Source organism: Mycobacterium fragae, from assembly GCF_002102185.1.
Lineage (GTDB): Bacteria > Actinomycetota > Actinomycetes > Mycobacteriales > Mycobacteriaceae > Mycobacterium > Mycobacterium fragae.
The window spans coordinates 108177-127673 of the sequence record NZ_LQOW01000006.1 but is presented as its reverse complement, the minus strand read 5'-3'; the positions used below and the strand labels follow the sequence as shown (position 1 = coordinate 127673).

General features: G+C 63.6%; 20 protein-coding genes and 2 pseudogenes. 12 read left to right on the top strand and 10 right to left on the bottom strand.

Going from position 1 to position 19497, the window contains the following annotated elements; all coding sequences use genetic code 11:
• The first annotated feature begins 57 nt into the window (after positions 1-57).
• The 5 genes from AWC06_RS04645 to AWC06_RS04620 all read left to right on the top strand — a co-directional run bounded on the left by AWC06_RS04645 (position 58) and on the right by AWC06_RS04620 (position 4178).
• Positions 58-1365, top strand: a complete 1308-nt coding sequence (locus AWC06_RS04645; RefSeq protein WP_085194848.1) for a phage major capsid protein — start codon at positions 58-60, stop codon at positions 1363-1365.
• A 62-nt stretch (positions 1366-1427) separates the two neighbouring features.
• On the top strand, positions 1428-1586 hold the full coding sequence (locus AWC06_RS04640; RefSeq protein ID WP_139819904.1) for a long-chain fatty acid--CoA ligase: 159 nt from the start codon (positions 1428-1430) through the stop codon (positions 1584-1586).
• A gap of 604 nt (positions 1587-2190) precedes the next feature.
• On the top strand, positions 2191-2424 hold the full coding sequence (locus AWC06_RS04635; protein ID WP_139819903.1) for a hypothetical protein: 234 nt from the start codon (positions 2191-2193) through the stop codon (positions 2422-2424).
• A 637-nt stretch (positions 2425-3061) separates the two neighbouring features.
• Positions 3062-3598, top strand: coding sequence for a helix-turn-helix domain-containing protein (locus tag AWC06_RS04625; RefSeq protein ID WP_085194840.1), 537 nt, complete (start codon positions 3062-3064; stop codon positions 3596-3598).
• Positions 3558-4178: a hypothetical protein gene (locus tag AWC06_RS04620; protein ID WP_169715289.1), complete on the top strand. Its 621-nt coding sequence runs from the start codon at positions 3558-3560 to the stop codon at positions 4176-4178. Before AWC06_RS04625 ends, AWC06_RS04620 begins: the two co-directional genes overlap by 41 nt.
• Before the next feature lie 536 nt (positions 4179-4714).
• Here the strand turns inward: AWC06_RS04620 and AWC06_RS04615 are convergent.
• On the bottom strand, positions 4715-5503 hold the full coding sequence (locus tag AWC06_RS04615; RefSeq protein WP_085194836.1) for a DJ-1/PfpI family protein: 789 nt from the start codon (positions 5501-5503) through the stop codon (positions 4715-4717).
• Between the two features lie 277 nt (positions 5504-5780).
• Between AWC06_RS04615 and AWC06_RS04610 the strand changes: the two genes are divergently transcribed.
• On the top strand, positions 5781-6341 hold the full coding sequence (locus AWC06_RS04610) for a hypothetical protein (RefSeq protein ID WP_085194834.1): 561 nt from the start codon (positions 5781-5783) through the stop codon (positions 6339-6341).
• Positions 6342-6366: 25 nt separating this feature from the next.
• Here the strand turns inward: AWC06_RS04610 and AWC06_RS04605 are convergent, their stop codons facing one another.
• The 3 genes and pseudogenes from AWC06_RS04605 to AWC06_RS23505 form a co-directional block, all read right to left on the bottom strand.
• Complete coding sequence (locus tag AWC06_RS04605; protein WP_139819902.1) at positions 6367-6774, bottom strand: DUF732 domain-containing protein; 408 nt, start codon at positions 6772-6774, stop codon at positions 6367-6369.
• A gap of 9 nt (positions 6775-6783) precedes the next feature.
• A pseudogene (locus AWC06_RS23510) lies at positions 6784-6915 on the bottom strand (DivIVA domain-containing protein); the annotation flags it as partial.
• A 36-nt stretch (positions 6916-6951) separates the two neighbouring features.
• A pseudogene (locus AWC06_RS23505) lies at positions 6952-7074 on the bottom strand (DivIVA domain-containing protein); the annotation flags it as partial.
• Between the two features lie 41 nt (positions 7075-7115).
• On the opposite strand from AWC06_RS23505, the gene AWC06_RS04595 reads away from it, so the two are divergent.
• The 4 genes from AWC06_RS04595 (at position 7116) to AWC06_RS04580 (ending at position 11887) form a co-directional block, all read left to right on the top strand.
• On the top strand, positions 7116-7970 hold the full coding sequence (locus AWC06_RS04595; protein ID WP_085194828.1) for a sulfurtransferase: 855 nt from the start codon (positions 7116-7118) through the stop codon (positions 7968-7970).
• 217 nt (positions 7971-8187) lie between these two features.
• A complete protein-coding gene (locus AWC06_RS04590) occupies positions 8188-9408 on the top strand; it encodes an acetyl-CoA acetyltransferase (protein ID WP_085194826.1) in 1221 nt (406 codons plus the stop codon).
• Between the two features lies 1 nt (position 9409).
• Entirely contained in the window at positions 9410-10924 is a 1515-nt protein-coding gene (locus tag AWC06_RS04585; RefSeq protein ID WP_085194824.1) for a carotenoid oxygenase family protein, read from the top strand.
• Positions 10925-11887: a winged helix-turn-helix transcriptional regulator gene (locus AWC06_RS04580; RefSeq protein ID WP_227370986.1), complete on the top strand. Its 963-nt coding sequence runs from the start codon at positions 10925-10927 to the stop codon at positions 11885-11887.
• Here AWC06_RS04580 and AWC06_RS04575 read toward each other — a convergent pair.
• Positions 11856-12311, bottom strand: a complete 456-nt coding sequence (locus AWC06_RS04575; RefSeq protein ID WP_085194822.1) for a hypothetical protein — start codon at positions 12309-12311, stop codon at positions 11856-11858. The genes AWC06_RS04580 and AWC06_RS04575 overlap by 32 nt on opposite strands.
• Positions 12312-12391: 80 nt before the next feature.
• On the opposite strand from AWC06_RS04575, the gene AWC06_RS04570 reads away from it, so the two are divergent.
• On the top strand, positions 12392-12835 hold the full coding sequence (locus AWC06_RS04570; protein ID WP_085195123.1) for a cupin domain-containing protein: 444 nt from the start codon (positions 12392-12394) through the stop codon (positions 12833-12835).
• On the opposite strand, the gene AWC06_RS04565 is transcribed toward AWC06_RS04570, so the two are convergent.
• From AWC06_RS04565 to AWC06_RS04545, 5 genes are all read right to left on the bottom strand, one after another.
• Entirely contained in the window at positions 12832-13605 is a 774-nt protein-coding gene (locus AWC06_RS04565) for a VOC family protein (RefSeq protein WP_085194820.1), read from the bottom strand. The two genes, AWC06_RS04570 and AWC06_RS04565, sit on opposite strands and share 4 nt — an antisense overlap.
• Positions 13606-13704: 99 nt before the next feature.
• The gene (locus AWC06_RS04560; RefSeq protein ID WP_085194818.1) at positions 13705-14142 is read right to left on the bottom strand and encodes a type II toxin-antitoxin system Rv0910 family toxin; all 438 of its coding nucleotides are present in this window, start codon (positions 14140-14142) and stop codon (positions 13705-13707) included.
• 3 nt (positions 14143-14145) lie between these two features.
• On the bottom strand, positions 14146-14325 hold the full coding sequence (locus tag AWC06_RS23230) for an antitoxin (RefSeq protein ID WP_169715294.1): 180 nt from the start codon (positions 14323-14325) through the stop codon (positions 14146-14148).
• Between the two features lie 1812 nt (positions 14326-16137).
• Positions 16138-17247, bottom strand: a complete 1110-nt coding sequence (locus tag AWC06_RS04550; protein WP_139819901.1) for an MBL fold metallo-hydrolase — start codon at positions 17245-17247, stop codon at positions 16138-16140.
• 4 nt (positions 17248-17251) lie between these two features.
• Positions 17252-17983: an enoyl-CoA hydratase gene (locus AWC06_RS04545; protein ID WP_085194814.1), complete on the bottom strand. Its 732-nt coding sequence runs from the start codon at positions 17981-17983 to the stop codon at positions 17252-17254.
• A gap of 36 nt (positions 17984-18019) precedes the next feature.
• Between AWC06_RS04545 and AWC06_RS04540 the strand changes: the two genes are divergently transcribed.
• Positions 18020-19492 (top strand): acetyl-coenzyme A carboxylase carboxyl transferase subunits beta/alpha, encoded by a 1473-nt coding sequence (locus AWC06_RS04540; protein WP_085194812.1) that lies wholly within the window; start codon positions 18020-18022, stop codon positions 19490-19492.
• Positions 19493-19497 lie beyond the last annotated feature (5 nt).

Genomic DNA, 19497 nt, shown 5'->3' with positions numbered 1-19497 from the left:
TATAGGAGGGCCTAATTCCTCCGGCGGGCGTGCCAGTTCCCGATAGGAAAACCGCGCATGTGGACTAAAGCCCAGGAGGCCCGGCTCGAAGAAATCGGCGCCGAGCTAAAGCGGATGACCGGCTACAAGGCCGCCCAGCTCAGTGAGAAGCAGGTTGAGCACATGAAAAGGCTCACGGACGAAGGCGAAAAACTTATGACGCAACGCGACAACCATAAGGCGGCTCTCGGATACGCCGGATACGCGAGCCCCGCGGAATGGGGCCGCGCCGACACCAACCCCGGCGACGACGACGGTGGTATCGGATTCAAGGGCTTCGTGCCCAATGCGGAGAATCGCCTCAGACCGGTGTCGCTGTACGAATTCACCCGAACACAACTCAAAGCCCTGCAGCGGGCCGCGCAACAAAACACACCGTTGCGCGTACATGTCCACGACAAGGGCATCGAATCCGGCGACTACACCAGCACGCTGCGCAATAAAGCGGCGGTCGCCGAAGGCAATTTCACCCCGAATCTTCTGCCGCCGGTCCAGCAGCCGACGCCCTACCCGTGGTTCCGACTGCCATACGAGCAGATACGCTTAAGCAATTTTCTCCCGAATTTCGAGATGTCAGGGCCGGGCATCGGCTACTTCCGTCACGTGAGCAATGCCGCGGAAGCAGGATATGTCGCGGAAGGCACGGAAAAGCCGGACATTAGTCCATCGATCTCCGAGGTGTATGTCCGGCCGGCAAAAATTGCCGGGCTTTGTCGGCTCACAAAAGAGGTCATCGCTGATGCGGGTGACCAATTCGTCAATATGCTCGTCGCCGATCTCACCGAGAGCACATACAACGCCGAAGCAAATTTGCTTATCAACGGAACAGCCGCGTCAAACGGCTTCGACGGTTTGCTACATGTCTCCGGCACACTAAGCCACGCATATAACGCCACAACCGATGTGGATGCGCTCGGCGCATTGAACAAAGGATTTGTGCAGCTGCGGCAATCGTTCTTTGAACCGGACCTCTGTGTAATGAGCCCGGCAACCCTCGGCTCGATACGCCGACTGCGCGATGCCAACGGGCGCCTCCAATTAGATCTGCTGGCTGGTGCGAAATCCATCAACCAGGTTTCTGAAGAAGAAAACCTGTGGGGTGTTCGAGTTATCCAATCTACGCAAATTGCTGACGGCACAGCCATCACAATGTCCGTGGCGAATGGTGCTGCGGTCGTTTATATGCGCGAACCGTTGAACATTTTCTATGATCCATATTCGCTGAGCTCGACCAACGTTCACCAGTTCATTTGCGAGACCCGTCTAGCCCTGGCCTGCCCTAGGGTGGGCGCGATTCTAGTGACCACGGGTCTGCCGACGACATGACCAACATCGTCTTCGCGCAAAAGGAACCACCAGTACGGCGTGGCCCAATTAAGGAGTCAGACATGCCAGAGGAAGCCACAGTCAAGGTCAAGGTAATTGACCGGTGGGCCGTCGTTCACGATGGCAAACGCTACGTCAAAGGCAATAGCGTCACCGTGCCCGAAGCGACAGCCCAGGAATGGGAGCGCAACGGCTGGGTCGAGCGCCTAGCCGGCAAGTGAGAACGTCTCGGCGATGCCCGGCGGGACCACCTCATCCAGGCTCTGCGGCGAGGATGGGACGGTCCACGGCAGCGACCGGTGGCATTAGCAGCACCGAGCCTGCGCCACGCCGGGCACGCCGGGATTCAACCAAGCAAGCAGTGAAAGTGCTTGCAGCGCAAGGGATTCCCTACACGAATTACATTGCAGCGCAAGGGATTCCGTGCACGGTGACCACTCAGGAGGACCCTTGGAACTCGAGCATAGCAAACGTAAGTGGAGATCAAAACCCTTCTGACCAGGGGGTATGCAAATCCCAGCAAACCCTCCAGCGGACGAGCCTTCGGCTTGGGCAGTTTTTCGCGCACCGCAACCAAAGTGGCAGTGCCACAACAGCCTTTGTGCATTGAAATGTGTTGGTATGTAAGGACTTTGGAGCATTATGGCAGCTAGACACGGGACCGCTAATCGCTACAACCAGGGGTGCCGCTGCGATGAGTGCAAGGCATCGCACGCGCGCAGAGCAGCGAATTACCGGCAGCGGAAGGTCACGGGCGAAGTTCACGCTATGTCGGACCATCCGCAGCCTCAGCCGTCCGGCCCCGGCCCTGTCGAGCGCGGCGTTATGGCCGAGATTGACGGGCTGGCCTCGCAGGCACGGCCGGGTCTAACCCAAGCGGCGCTGGCTATGGCGCGGATTCTCGATAACCCTCGAGTGGTCAATCAGCAGCCGGCGGCGGCGAAGGTTCTTGCCTCACTGTTGGAGAAGCTGCGGTCGGCGGCGGTGCAGGGTCGTCGCGGTGGTCTCTCATTGGTGCGGACAATGATGCAAAACGGCGGCGCGCCTGATAGCGGCTGAGCGCGATCGACTCCCGAGAAGCTATACCCCCCTGTCCGATACGCCACTTTGCGGCGACCGCTTCGGGCGGCCGAGCTTTAGGGTTAAGGTGCAGCAGTGGATGCGCAAGTCGGAGCAAGTTGGGGCCGTATCGCACATATCGACCAGGCCGCGCAGCGAGACCGTCAATCCGCTTAGGTCCAGTCGCGGAAGATGCCGTCGTACACCCAAGAAGTGCTCAGGCAGGGCGGATTCGACATTGATTGGCATCCCGACCTAGCTGAAGACATCTCCGCGGCTGAGGCCGTGGATCCTGGATGCTGGGCCGACATCAGCGCGGTTCTGAAGCGCATCAAGGACGGGTCGTACCGGTCTGACGACTGGGATGCGCCACTCGATCGGAGGCACGCAGATCTGGGCGAGATTAAGCGCAGGGCCGGGCAGAGGCTCTACCGGTTGTATGTCCACGCGTCGCGCGACAAGCCCGGCGTTGTCACGTTGCTAGTATTTGGGTCGAAACCCGCCGGGCCAGCAGGTTTGGCACTTCAAGACGATCAAATTGACTTAGCTTTCAGCCGACTAATGGGGATGAGCGCCCAATAAGATTGTGTCGAGTCGTACATTGCTCCGTGAGACATGTTGCGGTTAACCTCAACTTATGAAAGAGCTTGAAGACCTGGAACGGGCCGCTGGACTAGATCCCAACGGCTCGGATTATCGGCTGCGCCAAGCTCTCGCCGAAGCTGATGACGAGCTGCTTGAGGAGCTGGTTCATCTGCGGAAAGAAAAAGGCCTGACTCAACAGGACGTCGCCGACCGGATGCGCCGAGACAAGTCCGCAGTATCGAACTTTGAACGACTCAGCGCCGATCCTCACCTATCGACAATCAGGCGGTATGCGGCGGCCGTCGGCGCGATGATCTCTCATCGGGTGATCGATTTCGACCTTATCGACTCCGCTGACTACAGCAGCATCACAGACTCTTTAATGGCGCACCTGGCGGACGTTTGGCCTCGCGTCGGAGCCGGTATCGACCTTTCCTGGGAGCGCTTCGACAGGCCGGTCTTAGACTACGAGATCTTTTTGGAAAGTCGCGGGAGCCTTCATCGTCGTGCAGGCGTCGAGGTGAAGAGTCGACGAAGTCTTCGTCGTCGTGAAGAGTCTCCTGTGGAGATCGAACTTTGCAATGTCTGAGGCGGACACATCTGAAGCCTTGTACCCGGCCTCTGTCGAGGAGTTCCGCCAACAAATATCCGCCTTCCGGCTGCGGACTCTCAATCGAGTGGCTGCTACCGCGCCCCAGGACGACTTAATCAGGCTTCTGGGATACGAATCGGCCGACCAAAGCGATGAGGAAAGCGGTGTCGACAAGTCGGATGAAGTAGCGGACGAGCCAGAGCACGTAGACGAGAGCGGCCGAGAACCCGACAGGAAGGGCAAGGTCTTCCTCCATATATCGCTCGCAATGCAGCCGACTGTTTTTGGTGTTCGGGCAGGACTACGCGTCGAGCAGGCGGCCCACATGGTAGCGGCTGACTGCGCAATCGAATACGCATGGAAGACGCTAGTAGCGTACGAACGCTCGGCGTTTAGGGAGTTCCTGAATGTGGAAGTTGTCCCCCGCCTCATGACCTATGCATGGACGATCCTGGACGAGCTTGCGCATAGTCTAGGCGTGGGCGTGCAGACATTTCCCGCTCAGATACGCGAAGACGATGTAGTGGAGTTCATAATGAAGAGCTTCAATCCACACTCCACCTCAACCCCTTCCTAGCCGGCAGCAGTAAGCGGCGACAGTACCGGCGGGCCTCCGGTTTGGATGGCGCAGTTCGGTTGTTCGGACCGCCCCGAGGAGAGTGGGGGCGGCCCGAACAACTATCGGACGTGGCCTAGGCCGACCTGGTTCCTACAAACCCGTCATCGTCGGGGCAACGGGCGCGCACCTGGGCGCAGCGGCCATCGTTTATTCACCGTTTATGACCGAGAATCGACGAGAACTAGCGACAATCTTCGGGATCGTTGAGGGACCTAAAACCGTTGGGCTGCAATGGCTAACAACAATAATCGAGAACTTTCGAAAAGGTCCTGCTGCAAAAGCCGGTGTCGCAGGTTCGAATCCTGCCGGGGGCACCACTTGAGCTGTATGACCTCGGCTGATGCTTGACATTTCGGCTTCGGGTGATGCCTGACAGTTACTTCGGCTGATCCTTGACACTCCCTGGATGAGGGAGTTGCACAAACCCGTGCAAGATACGTGAAATAACGGGCACCTATCAGCTGGCCACCACTACTCCAGCTCCACCAACCACCTCAGCTGCGCAGCTTGCTGACGAAGGCAGCGCCGAACGCCTTTGCGGAATAGGGGTCTTGGCCGGTGATCAGTTCGCGATCCTCCACGACCTTGCTGCCCATCGGCAGAATCGTCTGTTCAACCTTCGCGCCGCGAGACTTCAACAGTTCGGTCGGGTCGTCTTTGAGATGTCCCTTGAAGCGGCGGGCCAACGGGACCGTTGACAACATCGTGTCCACGCCAGTCTTGAAGCAGGTCATGCGGTAGCCGTCGTAGGTCCATCGCCCTTCGATGGTGGGAGCCGCCGCGAGTGCAGCCGGTGCGTGACAGATCAATCCGGTGGGCCGTTTGGCATCGTGGAAGTAGCGAACAAGCGCGCCGAAGTCGTCGTTGAGAGAGTCGTCGGCAAATGCGTCGCGGTGCAGCAGGTCAACTAAGGGCGCGTGACCGCCCGGCACGAACATCGCGTCGAACCCGTCCAGGCGTTGTGTGTCATGGGCCATTTCTTCAAGTTTGGCCGGCGTTGCCAGACCGAGTTCGAGAAGCTCCCGATAGCTGCTCAGGGCGGCATCACGCTTTTTCCGCGACCCTGCGAAGTACATCAGACTGCATGAGGTGCCATCGATGGTGGGAATCCGCGCGCCCGGTGTGGCGAAGGCAAGCTCAAACCCGGCCTCACGCATTGCGTCGGTCGGTTCGACCAGCTCACCTAAATATGTGCCGGTCAGCTCGCTGCGGCCTTCTCGTAGAGGAATTCGGTCGGCCGCAGACACCACCACAAGCACGCGCGGCCCCGTCGTCGTTCCCATTGCGAACTCCTCACTGTTGGCATCAGCTTTCGCACGTTTCAGCGATACCCCCGACCGCAGTGTGAAAACCGCTATTTACACCCGGCACGCCCACGACCCAGGCCCAAATACCGGCCGGGGTGTTGCCATCTCTGCACCCTGAAAGATGTGTGACAATTCGTCTTCGGCTGAGGCGTGACAGTGGTTTCGGTTGATGCTTGACAGTTACTTCGGCTGGTCCTTGACACTCCCTGGATTACGCGCGTTTTCGCGGCCACGCTGGGGGTAAGCTCCCAGCGTGCGGGCGGAATCTGTAATTGCGGCAGCCGCGGTCGCGGTGGCCATTGCCGCATGCTCATGTCCCACCGGTTCGGCTGACCCCGCGCCCGAGAATCCACCGTTCCCGATCGGTCAGATGGGCGAGCCCGTGCATGCACGCGCGGCCGACGGCGCGACCGCCGACATCACTGTGAACAGTGCAACGTGGTTACCGCCGGGGTGCACCACTCATTTTGCGGTTCCGACGCCTGGCTCCGCATGCAGCGTGGTGGAACTGACTATCACCGGGACGTCCGAGCGGTTCTTCGAGTTCAGCTACCGCAATATATTTGCCGGATACGGCGGCGGCACTCAGCCATGGACCCATCCAGACGATGCGCCCCAGCCTGGAACGTTGGCGGTCGACTACCGGAGGCTCGACAAGATGCCCCCGCTTCAGGGGGGCGGCCTTCACGAGGGGCAGACCGCGCATGGATTCGTCGGCTTCGCTATGCCGACGGGAGGCGACCTCTACATCACGATCAACGATCCCGAGCAGCCCGCTCCCTACACGGAAGCGGGCTGGATCGTCCACACCTGACGCGGCCACCGCAGCTTTCCGGGTGTCACCCGTCTTTTGCGCCCGGGCAGTAGACGGTGATGGCGTCCCGCATGAACTGCCCCACCTGCGGAACCGTCAAACCTTGCGATTTCAGTTCGTTGGTGATCCTCGTCATCGCGACCATGAATGGGCTTGGCGATCTCCCGAAGGGAGGAATGTACCAGCTCGACCGAGAAAGGCGATCGTCGTCGCATCGTTCATGCGCGATGGCGATCATCTGATCTGGTGGGCCGACGTTCAACCCGTGTTTCGACAGCAACCCCAAAAACTGGTCGTCCGGGCTTTCGGCCCGCGCGATAGCCGCCGCTACAAGTACAGCGGCCGCAGCGGGCAAAACCGCGCGGAACGGGCCACTAGCCATGGTTGAGTCTGACATCCAAGCTGGCAAATCGCATGTCGTACCGAAAGTCACGACCGGGCCTCAGCCGTCGTTCCGCAAACCGCTGGTGCGGTTCAGCTGTTGTGCAACCTGTTCGAGGAATGCGTCGACCTCATCTTCGTTGTAGCCACGTTTGAAGATCGGCGGTTTCGAAAACACCACGCTGTTAACCTCGGCTGCACTCAAGCCGCCCGGGGCATGCGGGTTTCTCAACCGCTGTTCAATGCGTTCGAGAAACGTGTCGACTTCGTCTTCGTTATACCCACGCTTGCCGATCGGCGGCTTCGAAAAGGCCACATTATGAACGTCATCGGCAGTCAGGTCCGGGTCCATCTCGTCGACGGTACCGTGATCTACCGAAGGAGGGTGACTCGTTGGAAGCACGCGCCCAAGTGCTGACCACCGCTGCGGAATTGGCGGATCTAATTCGTGCCCGCGCTCCTGTGACGATTCTCGATGTGCGTTGGCGGCTCGACGAACCCGACGGGCATGCAGCGTACTTGCAGGGCCACATACCGGGCGCGGTATATGTCTCACTGGAGGACGAACTCAGCGACCACACAATCACCGGGCGGGGACGACACCCGTTGCCGTCGGGGCGCAGCATCGAAGCATCGGCGCGGCGTTGGGGCATGCGCGAGGACGTCCCCACTGTGGTCTACGACGACTGGAATCGAGCGGGGTCGGCGCGTGCGTGGTGGGTACTCACCGCGGCCGGGTTCGCGAATGTACGCATTCTGGACGGCGGTCTCTCGGCCTGGCGGTCCGCGGGAGAACGCCTCATGAGCGGCCCGGTCACCACTCCGCCGGGCAATGTGACTGCGCTGCAAAACGATTTGTACGACGGAGCTCGGCCGACGCTGAGTGCACAGGAAGTCCTCGCGAGGGGACTGACGCTGTTGGACGCGCGGGCGCCGGAACGTTTCCGCGGTGACGTCGAGCCGGTCGACCCCGTCGCCGGTCACATCCCCGGCGCCACGAACCTTCCCAGCACCGATGTGCTCGCCGGCGACGGAACCTTTCTCGCCGAGGGCGCGCTCGCCAAGCTGTTTTCTGAGCATGGCATCGATCGCGACAAACGAGTCGGCGCCTATTGCGGTTCGGGTGTCAGTGCCACGGTCACGCTCGCGGCGCTCGCCACCCTGGGATACGGCGCAGCGTTGTTTCCGGGGTCATGGTCCGAATGGAGTTCAGACTCCGCCCGTCCCGTTGCGCGGGGAAGCGAATAAATCGTTGCGCCGTCTTATGTTTGTCAATCGCCGTCGACGGTAATGAGCCTAGGAAGGCGGGTGCGTTGGTCGACCAGCATGCTCGCTCAGGTCTCGTCGGTTCAGCCGAGAGCCGGCGGGGCCGTCTCCGGGTGACCCCTCACCGTCCGGTAATCCAGCGATCTTGTCCGTCAAACCGGACTCTGTCACTCTCTTAGTTGTAGTAAAGTGGCGGGCTATGGACTCCAACGTCTGGATTCTCGGCGGCTACCAAAGCGATTTCGCGCGCAACCTCAGCAAGGAAGGGCTCGACTTCGCCGATCTGACCGCTGAGATCGTCGACGCCACGCTGGAGTCGGCCAAGGTGGATGCCGTCGACATCGGCGTGGTGCACGTCGCAAACGCCTTCGGTGAGATGTTCGCCGAACAGGGCCACCTCGGGGCGATGCCGGCCACTGTCTGCGATGGCTTATGGGACACCCCGGCGTCCCGACACGAAGCCGCATGCGCGTCCGGCAGCGTCGCGGTGCTGGCAGCGATGGCAGACCTACGTTCGGCCAACTACGACGCCGCGTTGGTCGTCGGTGTCGAGCTGGAGAAGACCGTGCCGGGCGACATCGCGGCCCGCCATCTCGGCGCCGCAGCCTGGACCGGTCACGAAGGGGCCGGCGCCCGCTACCTGTGGCCGTCGATGTTCGCACAGGTCGCAGACGAATACGACCGGCGCTACGGCCTAGAGGACACGCATCTGCGGGCGATTGCACAAACCAACTTCGCCAACGCGCGGCGCAATCCCAATGCTCAAACCCGCGGCTGGACCGTGCCCGATCCGATTACCGACGACGACGCGACCAACCCGATCACCGAAGGCAGGCTGCGGCGCTTCGACTGCAGCCAGATGACCGACGGCGGAGCCGGATTGGTTTTGGTCAACGACACCTATCTGCGCGATCACCCCGGTGCCCGACCGATCGGACGCATCGAGGGCTGGGGCCATCGCACCGTCGGGCTGGGTCTGCGCCAGAAACTGCACCGCGCCACCGACGATCCGTATGTGCTGCCGCACGTGCGGGCCGCGGTGCTCGATGCGTTGCGCCGGGCGCAGCGGACCCTCGACGAGCTCGACGGGATCGAGGTCCATGACTGCTTCACCCCCAGCGAGTACCTGGCCATCGATCACCTCGGACTGACCGGGCCGGGTGAATCGTGGAAGGCGATCGAGAACGGTGAGATCGAAATCGGCGGCCGCTTGCCGATCAATCCCAGCGGAGGACTGATCGGTGGCGGACATCCGGTCGGAGCGTCGGGTGTACGGATGCTGCTTGACGCGGCCAAGCAGGTCAGCGCAGCGGCCGGCGACTATCAGGTCGAAAACGCCAAAACCTTCGGCACGTTGAATTTCGGCGGCAGCACCGCAACCACGGTCAGTTTCGTTGTCGGCACCACACGAGGCTTGTGAGATGGACGTTGACATCGTCGGCAAGTTCTTATCGACCCTGCCCGAGGACGACGACCACCCGTATCGGACCGGCCCGTGGCGCCCACAGACAACGGAGTGGGACGCCGATGACCTCACGGCCGTCGAGGGAGAACTCCCCCACGACCTGGACGGCGTCTACCTGCGCAACACCGAAAACCCGCTGCACCCCGCATTGAAGACCTATCACCCGTTCGACGGCGACGGTATGGTGCATATCGTCGGCTTCCGGGACGGAAAAGCCTTCTACCGCAACCGCTTTATACGCACCGATGGCTTTTTGGCAGAAAACGAAGCGGGCGAGCCGTTGTGGCCCGGGCTGGCTGAGCCGGTGCAGCTGGCCAAACGCGAGCACGGCTGGGGCGCTCGAACGCTGATGAAGGATGCGTCGAGCACCGACGTGATCGTCCATCGGGGCATCGCCCTGACCAGCTTCTACCAGTGCGGTGATCTGTACCGGATCGACCCGTACTCGGCCAACACGTTGGGCAAGGAAAATTGGAACGGCCGTTTTCCACTCGAGTGGGGCGTATCCGCGCATCCGAAGGTAGACAACAAGACTGGGGAACTGCTGTTCTTCAACTACAGCAAGCAAGAGCCGTACATGCATTACGGCGTCGTCGATGAGAGCAATGAGCTGGCGCACTACGTCGACATCCCGTTGCCTGGGCCGCGGTTGCCGCATGACATGGCGTTCACCGAAAACTACGCGATCCTCAACGATTTCCCATTGTTCTGGGATCCCCGGCTGCTCGAACACAATGTGCACCTGCCGCGTTTCTATCCCGAGATGCCGTCGCGCTTCGCCGTTATCCCTCGCCGGGGCGACACCGCCGACATCCGATGGTTCGAGGCGGACCCGACGTTCGTGCTGCACTTCGTCAACGCCTACGAAGACGGCGACGAAATCGTGCTTGACGGCTTCTTCGAAGGCGAGCCGCAACCACTCGACACTGGCGGCACGAAATGGGACCGGCTGTTCCGCTTCCTGGCACTCGACCGGCTGCAGTCCCGGCTGCACCGCTGGCGGCTCAACCTGCTCACCGGCGCGGTCAACGAAGAACAGCTGTCGGAGTCCATCACCGAGTTCGGGACCATCAACCCCGGCTATGCGGCCGGCGAATACCGCTACACCTACGCGGCCACCGGCAAACCCGGCTGGTTCCTGTTCGACGGTCTGGTCAAACACGATGTGCTCACGGGAAACCAAGAGACCTACTCGTTCGGCGACGGTGTCTACGGAAGTGAGACCGCGATGGCGCCTCGTGTTGGCGGCACCGGCGAAGACGACGGCTATCTGGTCACCCTCGCCACCGACATGAATGCTGACGCTTCCTACTGCCTGGTTTTCGACGCCGCCCGAGTCGGCGACGGCCCCGTGTGCAAACTCCAACTGCCCGAACGCATTTCCAGCGGCACGCATTCGACGTGGGCTCCCGGCGAGCAATTGCGGCGCTGGAACAGCGCCGACTTGCCCGCCGCCGCGATTGGACTGTGAGTGTCGTCGGCCTCTGACGCGTCGACGCCGACCAGGCTGAAAGCCGGCGATACCAACGCGGTGGGCAGGATACTCGGCCTGCTCGGCGACGAGTGGACGCTGCTGATCATCCGGCAGGCACTGTTGGGAGCGACCCGCTACGGCGAGTTCATGGACCGCTTGCCGATCTCGAATTCGGTGCTGACCAACCGGTTGCGAGCGCTGACGCATAACGGGCTCTTGGTTCGCAAGGTCTACCGCACCCGCCCGGAACGTGCGGAATATGTGATCAGCCAACGCGGGCGAGCATTCTGGCCCGTGCTGTTGTCGATCTGGGAATGGGAACGACGCTGGGTGCCCGAACACGTTCACCGGCTTCCCGCCATGCACCACCTGGTGTGCGGCAGCGACTTCGCGCCGCAGCTGACCTGCCGAGCCTGCGCGGAGGTGGTGACTGAGAAGCAGGTCGCGGCCCGCTGGGGACCCAGCGGCTCGTGGCCACGCTCCGTACCCCAGGCGGTTACCCGACGCAGAACAACCGCCCAGCACGGGAGCAATCAGCCCGGCTTGTTCCCAGAGACGATGAGCGTGTTCGGAAACCGTTGGGCCGCTGCACTGTTGGTGTGCGCGTTCCTGGGCACCACCCGATTCACCGATTTCCAAACACAACTCGGGGCGCCGCCGACCCTGCTCGCCGGTCGGCTGCAGACGTTTTGCGCCAACGGAGTGCTGACCGCGTCGCCACCGGCAGGGCGGCAGCGCATCCGCTACCAACTCACCGAAAAGGGCCGGGCATTCTTCCCGGTGCTCATCGCCGCACTGCAGTGCGGCCAACAATGGTTTCATGCACCGGAGGGGCCTGCGGTGCTGATCACCCACCTCGCCTGCGGCAAACGGTTCACCGGCCAACTGACCTGCGACCAGTGCGCCCAGCGTCTCGCGGGCGCCGAAATCAGCGTGGTGGAAGCGAACCGCGGCCGGTGATGGACCGATCGCTACTCAACGACGACACCAACGCCCACACCGAGCAGGCCAGCGCGCCGGCCGTGGCGACGGCACCGACGTACAGCCCGTAGGCTGCCGCGATCGGCGGCTTGACATTGACGTGGTAGTACAGCACCGTCAACGCGGCAATGAGCAGTGAAATGACCAGTGCGGCAACCGATGCCAGCCTCGCCGACAGGCCCCGGCCGACCATCGCTCCGGCTACCAGCAGCGCCGACGACAGCAATAGGATCAGCTGACCTGACCGGAAGCCCGCCGGAAGGTGCACACTGCCCATGCTGCCGCCGACGGCGTTCGCCCAGCCGCCGCCGTTGTTGCTCGTTGTCAGCCACGGCAGCCACGCACTGGCCGACATCGTCGCGGCGAACAGCGCGACCAACCAACCCGGGCGTAGACGAACCATATTGCGACAGTAGCGCGCGTCGGTGACCTCCCCGTCGGAAACGCTTTAGGGTGGTATCCAACAACAGGGCGGAGGAGGCGATGACGGAGCTCCCGGATTGGGCTCGCCACCTGGACCTGGCGCCTAACCCCGAGGGCGGCTGGTTCAAGGAAATGTGGCGCAGCGACCTGATGGTGGGCCAGTCCGCGTTACCGTCCGACTACACCGGACCGCGCAGCGCGGGATCGGCGATACTGCTGCTGCTCATGGCCGGCCAGCAGTCCGCCTGGCACACCGTGCGCAGCGCGGAGTTGTGGCTTTACCATCGGGGCAGCCCGCTACTGCTCGATGTCGGAAGCGAACGACACAGCGCCACAACGCATGTGCTCGGTAGCGACATCATCGCCGGTGAGCGACCGCAAGTGCTGGTGCCCCCGCGGTATTGGCAGCGCGCGCGCCCGCGCGACGACGAGCCGACTCTGGTCAGCTGCGTCGTGGTGCCCGGTTTCGACTACGCCGACTTCGGCCTGGGTGCCGTCGATTAACTCTGCAGCGAGGACAGGTTGAAGACGGCGCCCGTCGGGTCGGTCGCCGCGGCGAGGCGCCCGTAGGGAGTATCCTCGGCGGCGCGCAGTACGGCGCCGCCGTTGTCGGTGATCACTTGCAGCGTCTTGTCGACGTCCTCGGACCCGAAGAATATGGTCCAGTGCGACGGGACCTCCTCGGGCAGCACACCGGCGCCGTCCATCACGCCGAGTAATTGCTGATCGCCGAACCACGCGGTGGTGTAACGGAATTCGTCGGTGTCGGAGACTTGTTCGGTTCGCCATCCGAAGACTTCGCGGTAGAAGTCGACGGCGACGCGGTAGTTCCGCGTGGTCAGCTGGTGCCAGGCCGGCGCGCCGGGCTCCCCGATGAGCTCAAAGCCGCGATGTTGCAGTGGCTGCCACAGACCGAACGACGCTCCAGCCGGGTCAGTGGCCATGCTCATGAAACCCTTCGCCGGCACCTCCATCGGCGCGATGCACGACGAGCCACCCGCCGCGGTCAGCGCCGATACCGTGGCATTGATGTCGGCGGTGTGGAAGTAGGTGGACCAGGCGTCCGGAGACTGCCACTCCGGGTTGTTGGCCATCAGCCCGGCGACCGGGTGCCCGTCCTTGGCGGCATTGACATAGCCGCCGTACTCGGGGCCGGCGGACTCGAACGTCCAGCCGAATACCGCGCCGTAGAAATCCTGAGCGCGGTCAAGATCGGATGACGTCAGATCAATCCAAGTGGGCGCGCCCAACGGCGCGGCGTTACGAATCGGCACGATGGTCTCCTCTTGAGGTACGGGTGGGCTCCGGATGGGAGCTCACGCAATATCGACTGCCGCCGAACGGAAAACTCATCGCGCGAGCCCGCGCCTCGGCTAGGCCGGGGCGAACACCTTGACGAACTTATTCAGCGATTCGCGGATATCGCTCTTCAGTGCGGCGGCAACAATCATCCCGATGGGCCCGAACAGCGCGGGCCCACCCAGATGCACGTCGAAGCTGACCACCGAGTTATCGCCCTTCGGCTTGACTTTGGCGAGCAGCTTCACCTTGACGCCGCCGACGCCGTCGCCGTTGAGCGTCATCGCCTCCGGCGGCTTGTAGTGCACGATCGTCCATTTGATCCGGTTGGGCATGCCCTTGACCTCGACGATCGACTCGATGACGGTGCCCTTTTGCAGCGTGTCGGGCAGCTTGCTGCGCCATACCCGGTGGATGGTCAGCCACTCCTTGTAGCGGGACAGGTCGGAGGCATGCCCCCAGGCCTGATCCGGAGGCAGCGGCACGTCGATGGATCCGGAGAGTTTCGCCATGGATCAGTTCTGCGGGTCGCCCTTGTCGACTGCTTTTTTGGCCGCGTCCTGCACCTTGTCGACGGCGTCTTTGTACTTGCCGCTGGTCTTGTCGTCGACGATGTCGCCTGCTTTATCGATGGCCTGTTCAACCTTGTCGGCGTTCTGCGACAACAGCTGCTTGGCCTTGTCCAGAAATCCCATGAGTCCGTCCTTTCCGATAGCCGACCGTTCCTGATTAGTGAGCAGGGGTGAGTCCTGCGGGGTTGCGGCCCGAACGGTGCTGACCGCGGCTGGCGGGTGTTGTTCGGTGGACCGGTCGCCTCCCAGTGGGCGTGTCGGTGGACCGAAACTACCGCACCTGCCTGTGGCCTCGAAATGGCGGTCGGGCCGATCCGGTGGCGTGCCCGCAGCGGTCCGCTGTCCGTTACGGGGTCCTGCCGGGCGTCGCCTGATCTCCATGCCGAGACCACGTCTGCCGATCGCGGCCGCCGCACCGTGATGACGGGTGACGGTGGCCGGGTCGGAAGCCTGTTGCCGTAAGGGTTTACGCCAGTGCTGCTCCCCCCAGACGCTGGTATAAGCGGCGTCGACGCCGATGACGGCGATGCCGCGTCTGGCCGCCATTGCGACCAGCCGGTTGCGGAACCTGCGCGTGGGGATGCCGGCTACGGTGCGGCGAAACCGCTTTGCCCGCACGCCTCGGCCCAGGATTTCGCGCCCGATCGCGCGCGCGTCGGCGAAATCAAGGTTTTCGATCACCACCGCGGTGCAGCTCGTGCGTTCGGCGTGGTTGAGCAGCGCGGTGATCGCCGTCCGCACATGGCCGTCGCGCCGGGAGGCCGGCAGCACAGCCGTGGGTATCGGGATGGTGATCGGCGTCCCTATCACGTTGCCGAACCGGTCGAGAATACAAGCTGCCAGATGATCGGCATTAAGGTCGACACCCACCACGCACCCGGCCCGGAGCTCAACCAGCGATGGCGGCGGTTGAGGATCGGCTTTCCACGAGGCGTCTAGATACCAGCGGCGACGTTCGGGCTCGTAGTGGATGTCGTAGCGGATCGCCTGCCGAGTGGCCACCCGATCGGCCCACTCATCGCCGCGGTGGACAAACCGCACCGGCGCGGCGATGACAACATGCGAGCCGAGTTGGGCGGCCAGCGCAACGGGGACCTTGATTCTCAGGATCCCGTTCGCATCGACACGGATGGTTTCATTACCGCCGGCTTTGCCGGACTCTCCGTCGGCGGTAACAAACATGCGTGCAGAATCCCACCGCCGCCGCCACTGCTGCTCGCTCATCGCGATTTGGTTGAGGTGACTGCGGTTGCGCCACAACCGTTTTCCGCCCACTGTGATCGACGGGCGCCCCGTGTCCAATGCTTTCTGCGCAATAACCAGCCGCTCACGGAGTATCGCTAGCCGACGGGTCTTCGCGAACCGCTCGGCCGCATCGCGATAGCCCCGTCTGACCCGCCTTGCGCCCACGGTGTCCGGTTGCGCGATGGTAGCGACCTCACCGGGGCGCAGCGCGCACCGCTCAGCCAACACATCGACGGCCGATTGCAGGTTGCCCACATGGGCGGCCAAGACGCGCATCCCCAGCTGGTACTGATCTTCAACCGCGCGCGTGATCGCCCCCGCCCACCGGCTCGACGACACCGCCGTCAACGCCCGCTTGCGCTCCGCCCGCCACCGCGCTTGGCCAGCCCCATCCAGTACGCCACAGCGGATCCGTTCTGCTAGCGCGGTCCGATATAACTCACCTAACAACGTGCCGATCTTCGTCAAGGCCGCCGCCTCATCAGCCCTGACATTGATCCGCGTACGGATCCGCACACCCGCCGGCGGCGCAGCCACCACCGGATCAGCAATCCGACGCCACACCTTGTGTTCACGCACGAACCACATCCTGCCCACCGTCACCGACAAACTGGGCTTGACGCGCGCCCGCGAGCAGCGCCACCTACGCGCCACACCACTACGCAGTCAGGACCATCGATTGTCAGCGAGTCAGAGCCGCCACCACGGGTCTAATTCCGCATTCCCTCCCGGGCCCACGCGCTCGCCCGGCTTCGGCACCGACACCTGCACCTTGGCGGAATCAGCGGCGGCCAGCAGCCGCTCGATCGGTTCGGCCCAGGGATGCGGGGCCAGCCGGAACGTGCACCAGTGAATCGGCACCAAAAACCGGCCGTTGAGATCGAGGTGAGCCTGGACCGCCTCCTCCGGATTCATGTGGATGTCAGGCCACGCCTTGTTATAAGCACCGACCGGCATCAGCGTCAGGTCGAACGGTCCGTGCTCGGAACCAATCTGCTCAAAGCTGTTGCTATAGCCGGTATCCCCTGCAAAGTACGCGCGATGGCTTGGACCGCTCAGCACCCACGACGCCCACAGCGTGGTGTTGCGGGTCAGGAAGCGCCCTGAGAAGTGTCGGGCGGGCGTACAGATCAGAGTGAGGTCGTCGACCCGCGTTCGCTCGTTCCAGTCGAGCTCGATGACCCGCTCATCGGGAACACCCCAGGATCGCAGATGCGCACCGACACCGAGCGGGACGACGAACGGTGCCCGCTGAGATCGGGTCAGCGCAATGACGGTGTCGATGTCGAGGTGGTCGTAGTGGTCATGGCTGATGACGATCGCGTCCAGCGCCGGTAACCCCTCCAATTCGATCGGCGGTGGATGCATCCGCTGCGGCCCGATCACATCCGACGGTGAGCAGCGGTCGTTCCACACCGGGTCGGTGAGCACCCGATAGCCGTCGATCTCCACCAGCGCCGTCGCGTGGCCCAGCCAGCACACCGCGAGGTCGAGGGCGCGACTACCCATCGCTTGCGGCGGTGCCACCGGGATCGCCGCGGCCGGCCGGGTGGCGGCGCGGCCACCGATAACCTCGCGCAGAATCAGCCGCTGTTGCTCGCGATCCATGCTGAAGAGCGAAGCCGGTTCGAGGTTGACGAAGACGCCGTTGCGAAAATTCGGCGAGCGGTCGGCCACCGCGCGGATGGCAGCGGGGCTTGCGCCGAGGGCAGCCGGGGCGCCGTGCAACGCCCGCAGCATCAACCCGCCGGTCGCCAGCGTGACCGTGCCGGCGGCCAGTCGCAGCGCCCCGCGCAGCATGCGATCAGGCTCCCTGGAACTTCGGTGGCCGCTTCTCCATGCGAGCCACCTGGGCTTCGATCACGTCTTGGCTGGCCCAGGCCTTGTCGAAGAGTTCCTTGTGGACCGGCGATGCCTCTTCGATAGCGCCATCGTCGTTGAGTACCCGCTTGGCGTGCTGCAGGGCCAGCGGCGCCAGGCCGGCGATTTCGGCGGCCCAGGCCTGCGCGTCGGCCAACGTCCCGATCCGGTTGGCCATTCCGGTCTGCAACGCCGTCTCGGCGGTCAATTTTTCCGCGGACAACAGCATGGCCCGGGCGCGGCCGTGACCGGCTAGCGACGACAGTCGGCGAATGCTCCAGTTGTCCAGTGCCAGGCCGTATTTCGACGTCGGAAACTGGAAAAAGGCCTCGGGCGCAACCACCCTCAGGTCGCATTGCATCGCCAGCTGCAGGCCGGCGCCGATCGCCGGTCCGTTGATCGCGCCGATCACCGGAATCGGCGTCGCGTCCATCGCTTTGTGCAGTTCGATGAGCCGATCGGGGTAGTCGGCGGCGAACGCGTCACCGCTTAGATCTGCGCCGGCGCAGAACACCGTGCCCTGACCGGTCAAGACGATCGCGCGGACGTTCTCGCCGGCAGCCTTCTCCACGGCTTCGCGCAGCTCGTCGACGAGCTGAGAATTCAGCGCGTTGCGTCGCTCGGGCCGCTGCAGCTCAATGGTCATGACGTCTTCGACGCGGGTGAGACCGATCATGCGCCCACCCTATCGAGAGCTGGCTACCCTCATGCGGTGAGCCGGATCAGCGCCGACGAATTGCGCGATGCGGTGCTCGACGCGGGATCGTTCGTCAGCTGGGACACCGAGCCCGTGGGGGTATCGATAACCGAGGCGTACGCGCGCGAGTTGGCCGCCGCCCGGGCTGCGACCGGCCTCAGCGAGTCGGTGGTCACCGGCGAAGGGCGGGTCCACGGCCGGCGGGTGGCGGTGATCGCCTGCGAGTTCGACTTCTTGGCCGGCTCGATCGGGGTGGCCGCCGCCGAGCGGATCACCACGGCGATCGAGCGAGCGACCGCGCAAGGGCTGCCGTTGCTGGCCTCACCCAGCTCCGGTGGCACCCGGATGCAGGAAGGCACCGTCGCGTTCGTGCAGATGGTCAAGATCAGCGCCGCGATCGAACTGCACAACCGAGCGAACCTGCCCTACCTCGTTTATCTGCGCCACCCGACTACCGGCGGGGTGTTCGCGTCGTGGGGGTCGCTGGGACATGTCACCATCGCCGAGCCCGGTGCCTTGATCGGCTTCCTCGGTCCCCGCGTCTACGAGCAGCTCTATGGCGAACCGTTCCCGCCGGGAATTCAGGTCGCCGAAAATCTGCAACGCCACGGCGTGATCGACGGTGTCATCCCGCTCAAATGGCTGCGCCGCACAACCGAACGAGCGCTGAAGGTGTTGGTGGATCCACCGGCGGTACCGCCTCCCGCCGTCGAAGAGAAGCCGATACCCGATGTGCCGGCATGGGATTCGGTGATGGCTTCCCGAAGGGAGCAGCGCCCGGGCATCGGCACTCTGCTGCGCCATGGCGCCACCGAGCGGGTCCTGTTGTCGGGTACCGGGCAGGGCGAGGCGGGCAGCATGCTGCTGGCATTGGCGCGCTTCGGCGGCCAGCCCGCCGTCGTGCTGGGTCAGCAGCGCCTCTTCGGCGGGACCGTCGGTCCGGCCGCCCTGCGTGAAGCCCGGCGCGGCATGGCGCTGGCCGCCGGCCTGCGGCTGCCCTTGGTGCTCATCATCGACACCGCCGGGCCCGCGCTATCCGAAGCGGCCGAGCAGGGCGGTCTTGCCGGTGAGATCGCGCGCTGTCTGGCCGAACTCATCACGCTCGACACCCCCACGGTGTCGGTGCTCCTCGGTCAGGGCAGCGGTGGTCCGGCACTGGCGATGCTGCCCGCCGACCGGGTGTTGGCCGCGCTGCATGGTTGGCTGGCTCCGCTGCCTCCCGAGGGGGCGAGTGCGATCATGTTCCGTGACACTGCGCATGCCGCCGAACTTGCTGCAGCACAAGGCATCCGGTCCAAAGACTTGCAGGCATCGGGGATCGTCGACGTCATCGTCCCGGAGTATCCCGACGCGGCCGACGAACCGATCGCATTCGCCAAACGGCTATCCCGGGCCATCGCGCGCGAAGTGCACACGCTGCGGGCCGCACGAGATGCCGAACGGATGGCTGCCCGTCTTGACCGCCACCGTCGGATCGGGTTGCCCTGAGCCGC

Bases quoted from the DNA above. Each gene is read 5' to 3' on its own strand.
- AWC06_RS23230 (WP_169715294.1), bottom strand. From the start codon at position 14,325: ATGGGATTTCTGGACAAGGCCAAGCAGCTGTTGTCGCAGAACGCCGAC.
- AWC06_RS04575 (WP_085194822.1), bottom strand. From the start codon at position 12,311: ATGGTTCGTCTACGCCCGGGTTGGTTGGTCGCGCTGTTCGCCGCGACG.
- AWC06_RS04585 (WP_085194824.1), top strand. From the start codon at position 9,410: ATGGACGTTGACATCGTCGGCAAGTTCTTATCGACCCTGCCCGAGGAC.
- AWC06_RS04640 (WP_139819904.1), top strand. From the start codon at position 1,428: ATGCCAGAGGAAGCCACAGTCAAGGTCAAGGTAATTGACCGGTGGGCC.
- AWC06_RS04625 (WP_085194840.1), top strand. From the start codon at position 3,062: ATGAAAGAGCTTGAAGACCTGGAACGGGCCGCTGGACTAGATCCCAAC.
- AWC06_RS04550 (WP_139819901.1), bottom strand. From the start codon at position 17,247: ATGCTGCGCGGGGCGCTGCGACTGGCCGCCGGCACGGTCACGCTGGCG.
- AWC06_RS04545 (WP_085194814.1), bottom strand. From the start codon at position 17,983: ATGATCGGTCTCACCCGCGTCGAAGACGTCATGACCATTGAGCTGCAG.
- AWC06_RS04570 (WP_085195123.1), top strand. From the start codon at position 12,392: ATGACGGAGCTCCCGGATTGGGCTCGCCACCTGGACCTGGCGCCTAAC.
- AWC06_RS04560 (WP_085194818.1), bottom strand. From the start codon at position 14,142: ATGGCGAAACTCTCCGGATCCATCGACGTGCCGCTGCCTCCGGATCAG.
- AWC06_RS04635 (WP_139819903.1), top strand. From the start codon at position 2,191: ATGGCCGAGATTGACGGGCTGGCCTCGCAGGCACGGCCGGGTCTAACC.
- AWC06_RS04590 (WP_085194826.1), top strand. From the start codon at position 8,188: ATGGACTCCAACGTCTGGATTCTCGGCGGCTACCAAAGCGATTTCGCG.
- AWC06_RS04615 (WP_085194836.1), bottom strand. From the start codon at position 5,503: ATGGGAACGACGACGGGGCCGCGCGTGCTTGTGGTGGTGTCTGCGGCC.
- AWC06_RS04645 (WP_085194848.1), top strand. From the start codon at position 58: ATGTGGACTAAAGCCCAGGAGGCCCGGCTCGAAGAAATCGGCGCCGAG.